Origin of the sequence: Pseudomonas sp. RA_15y_Pfl2_54 (assembly GCF_963971015.1) — a bacterium.
GTDB lineage: Bacteria > Pseudomonadota > Gammaproteobacteria > Pseudomonadales > Pseudomonadaceae > Aquipseudomonas > Aquipseudomonas baetica_A.
In genome coordinates, this window is record NZ_CAXAPN010000021.1 from 109,606 (window position 1) to 118,035 (window position 8,430).

General features: G+C 55.9%; 4 protein-coding genes and 1 pseudogene. All 5 read right to left on the reverse strand.

The window, feature by feature from the left end:
- Nucleotides 1–38: 38 nt before the first annotated feature.
- Entirely contained in the window at nt 39–350 is a 312-nt protein-coding gene (locus AACY50_RS16865) for a hypothetical protein (RefSeq protein WP_339538879.1), read from the reverse strand.
- Nucleotides 350–5,356 (reverse strand): RHS repeat-associated core domain-containing protein, encoded by a 5,007-nt coding sequence (locus tag AACY50_RS16870; RefSeq protein ID WP_339538880.1) that lies wholly within the window; start codon nt 5,354–5,356, stop codon nt 350–352. The genes AACY50_RS16865 and AACY50_RS16870 overlap by 1 nt, the downstream gene beginning before the upstream one ends.
- Nucleotides 5,353–6,093 (reverse strand): DUF4123 domain-containing protein, encoded by a 741-nt coding sequence (locus AACY50_RS16875; protein WP_339538881.1) that lies wholly within the window; start codon nt 6,091–6,093, stop codon nt 5,353–5,355. Before AACY50_RS16875 ends, AACY50_RS16870 begins: the two co-directional genes overlap by 4 nt.
- Nucleotides 6,083–8,125: a type VI secretion system Vgr family protein gene (gene tssI / locus AACY50_RS16880; protein ID WP_339538882.1), complete on the reverse strand. Its 2,043-nt coding sequence runs from the start codon at nt 8,123–8,125 to the stop codon at nt 6,083–6,085. Before tssI ends, AACY50_RS16875 begins: the two co-directional genes overlap by 11 nt.
- Before the next feature lie 132 nt (nt 8,126–8,257).
- Nucleotides 8,258–8,430, reverse strand: a pseudogene (locus AACY50_RS16885) (Hcp family type VI secretion system effector); the annotation flags it as partial.

Consider the following 8,430-nt stretch of genomic DNA (forward strand, 5'->3'; position numbering starts at 1 on the left):
CGATGGTTGCATTGACTCTGGAATTTTTTATGTTTTTATCAGAAAGCTATCGTGTCTACACTGCCAAGTATTGTAGTTATTCTATCAAAAAAATCTTTTTCGTTTGTGAAGTTTGTGTTGTCGATTAGATCTAAGAACCAGATTGCATCTAGAGCTAAAAATATCTCAATCCACTCTGGTCTCCTCGCTTTTGATTCAGGCATGTCGTTCGCTGCGAATCCATGGCCTTTACCCTCCGATAAATAAAAATACTTATCCGTAAATGAGTAGCCTATAACTTTCGGCCAGCTTGAGCTATGCGGAATAGTAGGTTCCATATCATTTTTTGCAATTATGTAAAAGGTCCTCATTACTCCTCCGGGAGTATATCTACTTTATCGAAGTTAACTTTCTTACCATCGAGATGAAGTTGTTGCGCTCCTCCATCGCCGTATTTTTTATAGGCCTCAGCTAAAGGCTCTAATTGGGATTCGTCAGTATCACCCTTCCAAAAAGGAACACGTGCTCTCGGCTTCCCGTCAGTGTAGAGCTGCAAAGTATCAAATTCTGCCCGGATGCGCCCATCGCTCCATGAGCCTGGACCATTTTCGTCCGGTCCATGTTCAGGCCCTTTAACCTGAAATGCATTTCGTGCGTCTTTACCTGATTCATGTTTTTCGAATCCGAAGTAGGTTACCCCCTGGCTCTTCGTCTCTATTGCGTCCTGACCCCATTTGTTAAGAGTTCCATCATCATTTTTGTATCGGATATATCGATATCCAGTTGAGGGCATTGTGGAGTCCGGGCCCGAGGGACCTACGTAGAAATCCGGTTTGGACTGTGCTACCTCAGGGGCTTTGGTGAGGTCGTCTACTCTCGAATTGGATATAGGATCTTCAATGCCGGTGGGGGGCTTGCATCCATCTCCCCCAGGACAAGTATCTAGGCCCAAAGGGTCTACCCATCCTGTTGGGTTAGGTGCGTATTGGTAGTTATTCAATCCACCTGCAAGTTTGATCGGATCCTGCGTCAGAAAACGTGCTGTGTTTGGGTTGTAGTAACGGTGCCGGTTGTAGTGTAAGCCCGTCTCGGCGTCGAAGTACTGACCCTGGAAGCGCAGCGGATTGTCGATTTCGCTGACGTTCAACGCCGCAAGGTTGCCGTATGCACGGTATCTCGCCGACCACATGATTTCACCGCTGTAGTCGGTGAGTTCTTGAGGTGTACCAAGGTGGTCGAGTTGGTAATAGAACGGTGTTGCCTTTAGCGGGCCTTCGCCATCAAGCATTGCCAATGGGCGGAAGCTGCCTGGCTCGTAGATGTAGGTGCGGTAGCGATTTTCAGCGCTCTCGGCAATAAGGCGTTCACCTTGCCACAGAAATTCAGTGGTGTGTCCATCGACGGTTTTTTCGATACGACGGCCAAACGCGTCGTACTTGTAGCTTGCGGTGCTGCCACCGGGAAGGCTGACTCCAATCAAACGATGCTGGCAATCGTAGCGATATTCGGTGACCAGTTGCTGGCCGGTACCACGGCGTTCGCGGCTCAGGTTGCCGTAGGCGTCGTAGTCGTAATGTCGGTCGCCTTGCATAAGCAGGCGATTGCCTTTGACGTTAGCGAGGTTTGCAGTGGGCAGATCGCTTTGGCCGAGCAAGTTGCCGGCTGGGTCGTGGGCGAAAGTTTCCGGAGTCGCGCCACGTACGCTGACCAGACGATCCAGAGGGTCGTAGTGGTAGCTGCGGTTTCCTTTGCGGCTGTCATCGATGCCGGCCAGGTTGCCGTTTGCATCGTAGGCGTAGCGGCGCTGGAACAGATTGCGAGCCTGCTGACTTACGGTGTGCGCTTGAAGCCTTCCCTGTTCATCGTAGTGATATTGGCTAAGCAGTACGCCTTGTTGGCGCTGCTGCTCGCGGCCAGCGTCGAACTGGTGCGTAGTCAGGCGCGAGCCGTTGAGGTCGATGCTGCTCAGCCGGCCGCCGGAGAGATGGCGGTAATCGAGTGTGCTGCCATCAGGGAGTCGGCAATGGTTCAGTTGGCCAATGCTGTCGTACTCGTAACGCGTGGTGCCCCAGCCTTGGTGCTCAGTGATCAGGCGATCTTGTACGTCGTACTCATAGGCGAGGGGCCAGTGGCCGTCGTCGACGTTTACCAGGCGACCCAAGGCATCGTAGCTGTAATGGATTTCCTCGCCATCAGCGAGGATTTTGACCAGCAAGCGGCCAGAGGCATCGCGCTGATACTCGGTCACCAACTCACTGCCGTCGTCACCAAACTCGGTTTTCTTCAACAGTTTGCCGTTGAGGTCGTACTCATAGGCGGTGCGACGCCCGTCAAACCCGGTTTCCTGCTGGATCAGCCCGTTCGAGTAGTAATCGAGCTGATAGTGTTCGCCGCGTTCGTTTTCGATATCGGTGAGCAGCAGGCGTGCGTTGTCGTAGCGATAACGCAGTTGGCTGCCGTCCGGATTGATACGACGGCTGACCAAATGAAGATTGTCGGCGTACTCATAGCGAGTGATGCGCCCCAGTTCGTCGCGTTCTGCAGTGACGCGGCCGTATGGGTTGTAAGTGAATGCACGGGTAGCACCGCCGGGCAGAGTGATCTGTGCCAGTCGATTGGCGGCATCCCATTGATAATGAGTAATCGCTCCGGTTTCGGCCTGACGTGTGATCTGGCGACCGAGCGCATCGTAGCGGTACTTGCGCTGGCCGCCATCGGGCAGGCGCTCCTCCAGCAATTGACCGAGGTTATTCCACCCCAGCTGGTGGCGGCTGCCGTCGGGATGGCGGATCTCCAGCAGGCGTCCTTGGCGATCATAGGTGTAATGCGTCGAGTTACCATCCGGGTCGACTTGCTCAGTGATGTCACCTTGGTTGTTACGCCAGTAGATCCATTTGGCGGTACCGCGATTCGCCACACGGACAAAGCCCTTGTAGTACTCGTAGGTGGTCGGCGCGTCTTCTGGCGGTATCACCGCGATCAATCGACCAGCTTCGTTGTACTGATACTCCGTAACCGCCCCCATCGGATCTTTTTCGGCGATCAGTCGGCCTTTGTCGTCATAGGCCTTTAAGTGCTCGGCACCGTCCGGATCAACTTTGGCGACGAGTCGCGCCTTGTCATCGTGCGTATAGACCTCTTCGCTTCCATCGGCATTGGTAACGGTGACGCTGCCTTTGTCATCCCACGCATAGTGCGCATCCATCTGAGAGAAGCTGGCCCAGTGATGGATGCAACGTGCGGACTTGCCTTCCTTTTCCCACTCCCAGTAAAAGCTTGCGCCCCCGGCGAGTTGCCGCTCAAGAATGACGTTTTGCTCGTTGTAGGCATAACGCTCGGACTCTCCCAGAGCGTTTGTGGCTTTGATCAATCGATGTTGAGCATCGTATTCATAGGTGGTCAGCGTCTGAACTGTGTTCCAGCCGTCCTCGAGATTGTCCGCCGGTAGGAACTGCTGATAGTCGATGGCGACAATGTGCTTGAGGTTGTATCGGACAAGCAGGGCACGACCAGCGCCGTTATCCACTCGCTTGATGCGTCCATGGATGTCACGCGTGATGTGCAGGCGATTGTCGTAGTTGTCGCTGATGGCGATCAACGTCGCGCCTTTGCTGCTGAAGCGGAAGTGATAGAACAGCGGCTTTTCGCCGGCCTGGGTCAGTATGAGTTCGGACGCATCATCGCCAATGAAGATGGCGGCTGCCGAAAGACTATTAGTGATCGCCGGGCGCTGTAAGCTGGGCATCGGAAAAGTGGTGACCCGATTTTCGTGATCGGTCCACACGACCTCGTCGCCTTTGATGTCCACCCGTTGAGCGAGGGCGTGACTCCAGCCATAGCCTAGACCACAGTCGATTTCAGTTGCGCTGGTTCGGTAGAGACGAGTCCAGTTGAACGGCAGCAGGCCACCGAGTTCACCGTCGGTAATGGTTAGCAGTTCTTCACCGGTGACCATCGAGACCGGGCAGCCATTGGTGCAGGTTTTCTTCGCGCAGGTTGCGCTTTTATCGTCGGGAGTCTTGGACTGATCGGGAACGTCGTCGACTTTTTCCTCAGGTTGCAAAGTGGATTGGTTCTTTTTCTTGTCCCTTGGGAACGAAGAGGCGTCTTTGACTTCCTGTTTCGGAGTATCTGCAGTTTTAGGCAGTTGTTTTTGTGACGGTAACCCTTCTACCTGACTTTTGGGTTCAGCCTTGCGCGAGCCAGCCTTTGGCGCTTCAGTGGTAGCTTCATCGATTTTCAGCGCTGCGGTTTTGGCAGGCTTCATTGGCACATTTTTGGCACTGGCGATGATTGTCTTCGACACTTCCGCATGGGCGGGCAGGGCGTGTTTGTTGCTGAGTGTCATCAAGGTAGACGCGAGGTCTTCAAGATACTTGATGGCTTCTCCGGATTTGACGGTGGAGAGGACTTTGGTGCCCGCTCTCACGGCCAGTCCGGCGCCACCTGTCAGGCAGATGCCCACCAGTACGTTGATCAGGAATTCCGAGGCAATGGCAGTCATCACGTCGACAACTACCTGCGGCGGTAGCATGCCGACCCAAGCAACAATGGCGGAGACGTAGACGAACATCAGCGGCTCGTCGCTGAGGATCAACAGCCCTGAAGCAATCGACTCCTTGGAGGCTGCATAGAGTTTGTCGATCTCGACGTCCGAAAGGTACTTTTTCAGCTTTTCGTAATTTTTCCTCGGATTGGCGAGCAGCTCGAACAGGCTTTTGATGTCATCCCACAGCTGCAACAGAGCCTTTTCAAACCCCTCCAGGGCTCGTTTGAGCAAAATCACCGAACGCCCGGTGCGATCCGCTGCAGAGTAACTGGCCCATTGCGGCTGAAACTTGCTCGACCATTCGCTCTGCAGCCAGCCATCAAGCTTGCCGATAACGCCTTGATAGGAGTCATAGAGCGCCTTGACGTCACTCTGGGATACGTTGGGGAAAAAAGTGATGCGATAGGTCTGACCCTTCTTGGCCCCCTCGATCACTTTGATACCGCTCGGGCCGATCATGGTTTCGATGACCGGTCCGGTAACGTCGTCGTAAAAGGTGCCTTTGGTGACCGGCTCCAGTTTCACCGGGGTATTGCCAATAGGCACGAATCGCGCCGATTCGAACATGTGAATCAGCGTGAAGTCACCCACCAGCGGGCAGGTCGCGTAAGTTTCCACTGCGCCGGTCTTGGTTTTTCGCTCGGATACGCTGACTTCGTTGCCGACCTTGAAGGTCTGGTCGACATCCAGTGCCCAGCCGGTCCAGAAACCGTCCGCCCAGTCTTTGTATTCACTCAGACAGTTCTTGAAGTCTTTGAGAATCAGGCTCACGTCAGGCGCTTTGGCGTCCAGCACACGCAGGACCAGGGTACCAATCGGGGTATTCATGACGTGACTTCCTTTGTCAGCTGTGCGGCGAGACGCTCTGCCATTTCTTCTGTGTTTGGGTTCTGGCGCACGAAGCGCTCAACCTTTCTGCGCAAGTTGGCTTCGGGGAATTCGAAATACAACTCGGGGCAATCTTCTGACAGCCACTGCATCAGGTTATCTACGACGGTGGTGTGGTCCTTTTTCGCGAGGGCATCCAATAGCGTTTTGGGGATCTCCCACCAGGGCCACTCTTTTGCGGGTGGCACTGCTCTTCTGCCGACTTCGAGAGTCTGTCCGTTGATCAGGTAGCGTTGGAACACTGGCAGCAATTCACCTGCCGTGGCACCTAACCCTTCGATGATCGGATGAAGATGTCGACCATCCCAGAATCTGAAAAACACTTCAGTAGCGTCCGGCATTTTTACCTGAGTCAGACTGCGCAAATGTTCCAGCACCGTTTTTGGCGGGCTGGTGGATACAGCTAGCCAACCCCAATCCAATGTATCGGTTTCGGTAATCCATTGCAGAAAACTGGCATTGGGAGTGATCTCGGCGAGATACGGCATCACGGGAAGCCAATCGGCGTAAGGCGTTCCACTCCAAATAGGCTGCAGTTGTGGTGCGTCATCTTGCTGATAGAACGGCTTGAGCGGCTCGGCATCACTCGCCGCACTGATGACCAGATACAAACGCTCGCCAGTCTGCAGCGGCTGTTGTGCCAGCCAATCCTTGGGTGTCAGTCGATCAGATGGCACAGGCACCTGCCTTGCATTTTTCGCATTCTTCGCAGAATGGCGCGTTGCGTTTGAGGGTGTTGATCTGGGCCGGGGTCAGCACTTGGCCGGCCTTGTCGGCGTCGGCCTGTTTCAGGATGCCGGGCATCAGTGGCGCGGCGCCGGTGCCACTGCCGGGGCTGCCGCCGGAGTTCATATTGATCACCGGGCCGCTCATGGTCACGCCGCCGGCATCAATCTTGATAAAGCTGCCGCCACCGACCAGGGTCAATTCGGCGCCGGCTTCCATCACCACTTTCATGCCGCTGCTTAGGTGGATTTCCTGGCCGGCATCGATGAACTGCCCAGTCCCAATCTTGATGTGCTGGTTCACGCCCACGGTCAGGTGATCGTTGGCCCGAGCTTCAACTTTTCGGTCTTCGTAAACGGTGTGGTGTTCTTCGGCTTTGAATTCCGTGTAGCTGTTCTGCTCAACCGTGTCGTGGCGTTCGTTGCCCACCCGAATCTTCTGGTCGTGCTCAACGTTCTCGTCCCAATCCCGCTGGGCATGCAGGTAGATCTGTTCCTGGCCTTTTTTGTCTTCGATGCGCAGTTCGTTGTAACCGCTGCCACCCATTGAGCTCAGGGTTTTGAACGTCGTGCGGGTCTTGTTCGCCGGCAGGGCGTAGGGGACGGTGTTTTCCTTGTGGTACAGGCAGCCGCTGATCAGCGGTTGGTCGGGGTCGCCTTCGAGGAACGTGACGAGCACTTCCATGCCGATGCGCGGGATGGCGATGCCGCCGTACTGGGCGCCGGCCCAGGCGCTGGAGACGCGCAGCCAGCAACTGGTTTTGTCGTCGGCCTGGCCTTCGCGGTCCCAGTGGAATTGGACTTTGACGCGGCCGTATTGGTCGCAGTGGATTTCTTCGCCTTTGGGGCCGGTGACCACGGCGCTTTGGCTGCCGAGGATGCGCGGTTTCGGGTGGCGCAGGGGCGGGCGGTTTGGCACGTCCCACGGGGTGGCCTGGAAGCGGTTGCGGTAGCCCTGGTGGAAATCGTCTTTGAGTGCGGTGGTGTCGCTGGTCACCGATTCTTCCAGCACTTGCGGCTGTTTGCCTTCGTGCAGCACTTCGGTGAGTAGCCACAGGTCGTTCCACTTCGCTTTTGGGTGCTCGGTCAGGGCCAGAAAATGGCCGCTGACCAGCAACGGCTGATCGCTCTTGCCTTCAGCCAGTTGGAAGTCGCTGCGGTGGCGTTCGAGGGCGCGTTTGGCCAGGTGTTTGCCGCGCTCACGATCAACGAAACGGCCCGGGTAATCGTAGTCTTCGAGGTCGGGCAGGGCGTCGCCACGGTTTTCGCTTTCCAGGGTCAGGCGTGGTTTTTCGAAGTCGTAGTCGCGGCGGGTGGTGCGGCTGGTGCGGGTTTCCAGGCGCAGGTCGAAGCGCTTGATCACCGGGTCGCTGGCGACCATGCCGGAGTCTTGCTGATAGGCCACGGGTTGGAGTTTCGGGAACACCGTCTGGTCATCGCCGAAGATCAGTTTGTGCGCCGTGGCGCTGTGCTGGAAGTGGTAATGGATACCTTCTTCTTCGCACAGGCGCTGGATGAAATGCAGGTCCGATTCGTCGTACTGCACGCAATAGATGCGCTCGGGATAGATCGAACCGGTCTTGAATTCGTAGGCGTTGCTTTGAATGCCGTGCTCTTCGAGGACCATGCCGATGATTTTCGGCACCGTCAGGTTCTGGAAGATGCGCTGGTTGACGCGGTGCGCCAGGTACGACAGTTGCGGGCGCAGGGTCACCGAATAACGGGTCAGGCGTTTGCCGGAATCACCTTGCGCTGCGCGATAGATCTGGCCGTGGATGCCGCTGCCGTCGGGCGACAGTTGCAGGAAGGCCGGTTTGTGCAGCAGGGTCTCGAGGTCCAGCGACGGTTTTTCACTGACCAGCTCCACCTCGAAGACAAAGGGCTGGCTGATGGCTTCTCGGCCGGTGAGGGTAAACACCTGAAAATCGGCGGAGAGCCCTTCGATGGTCAGGGCAAAGTGGGTTTCATTGGCCGGCGCGAACATCCCTTGTTCCTCGTGCTGTGCAGCGGCGCTCGTCGACGCCCGCAAAAGCGGGTCAACGTACGCGAAATTCTGGAGGGGCGTAAACAACATCGACCAGCAGAGCTGGCCGATGCTTGTAACGATCAGCCGTAATTAAACGACTGGAGCACGCCAGTCATCGGAACCCGAAGTACCGGATACTTCGTGGGTCCAGGTGATTTTGCGGTAGGTGAACTGCACTTCTTCCAGGTGGGTGAAGTGCGAGTTGCCTGGATCCTGGCAGTTGTGCATTTTGTTGTTGATGGCGACGATGATCGCGTCTTCCA